This is a genomic window from Herbaspirillum sp. UBA812 (assembly GCF_002296545.1).
GTDB classification, from domain to species: Bacteria; Pseudomonadota; Gammaproteobacteria; order Burkholderiales; family Burkholderiaceae_D; genus Herbaspirillum; species Herbaspirillum huttiense.
This window is the reverse complement of the sequence record NZ_DBIC01000376.1, coordinates 2,436-3,302: the sequence shown is the minus strand read 5'-3', so window position 1 is coordinate 3,302 and position 867 is coordinate 2,436. Positions and strand designations below refer to the sequence as shown.

At 64.2% G+C, this 867-nt stretch carries 1 protein-coding gene; it reads left to right on the top strand.

The annotated features are described in order from the left end of the window. A partial coding sequence (locus B3873_RS24885) for an ATP-binding cassette domain-containing protein (protein WP_286869685.1) occupies positions 1 to 867 on the top strand: 867 nt, incomplete at both ends.

Here is an 867-nt window from a genome sequence, read left to right as displayed (position 1 = left end):
GACCAACCACCTCGACTTCGGCTCCATCCTGTGGCTGGAAGGCCTGCTGCGCGACTTCAAGGGCAGCATCCTCTTCATCACCCACGACCGCAGCTTCCTGGACAACGTCTCCACGCGCATCATCGAACTGGATCGCGGCAAGATTCTTTCCTTCCCCGGCAACTTCACGACCTACCAGGCCCGCAAGGCCGAGCTGCTGGCCAATGAAGAAGTGGAAAACGCCAAGTTCGACAAATTCCTGGCGCAGGAAGAAGTGTGGATCCGCAAGGGCGTGCAGGCCCGCCGCACCCGCGACGAAGGCCGCGTGCGCCGTCTGGAAGCCCTGCGCGTGCAGCGCAGCGAGCGCCGCGAGCGGCAGGGGCAGGTGAAGCTGGAAGTGGGCACCGGTGAACGTTCCGGCAAGATCGTGGCGGAGCTGGAAAACGTCAACAAGGCCTACGGCCCCAAGACCATCGTGCGCGACTTCAGCAGCATCCTGATGCGCGGCGACAAGGTCGGCCTGATCGGCCAGAACGGTGCCGGCAAGACCACCTTGCTCAAGCTGATCCTGGGCGAGGAAGCGCCGGACAGCGGTACCGTCAAGCAGGGTACCAAGATGCAGGTCGCGTATTTCGATCAGATGCGCGCGCAGTTGAATGAAGAAACGACCCTGGCCGATACCATCGCGCCGGGCAGCGACTGGGTGGAAGTGAACGGCCAGCGCAAGCACGTAATGACCTATCTGTCGGACTTCCTGTTCGCGCCGGAACGCGCCCGTTCGCCGGTGCGCACGCTCTCCGGCGGCGAGCGCAACCGCCTGCTGCTGGCGCGCCTGTTCGCCAAGCCGGCCAACGTGCTGGTGCTGGACGAGCCGACCAACGACCTCGA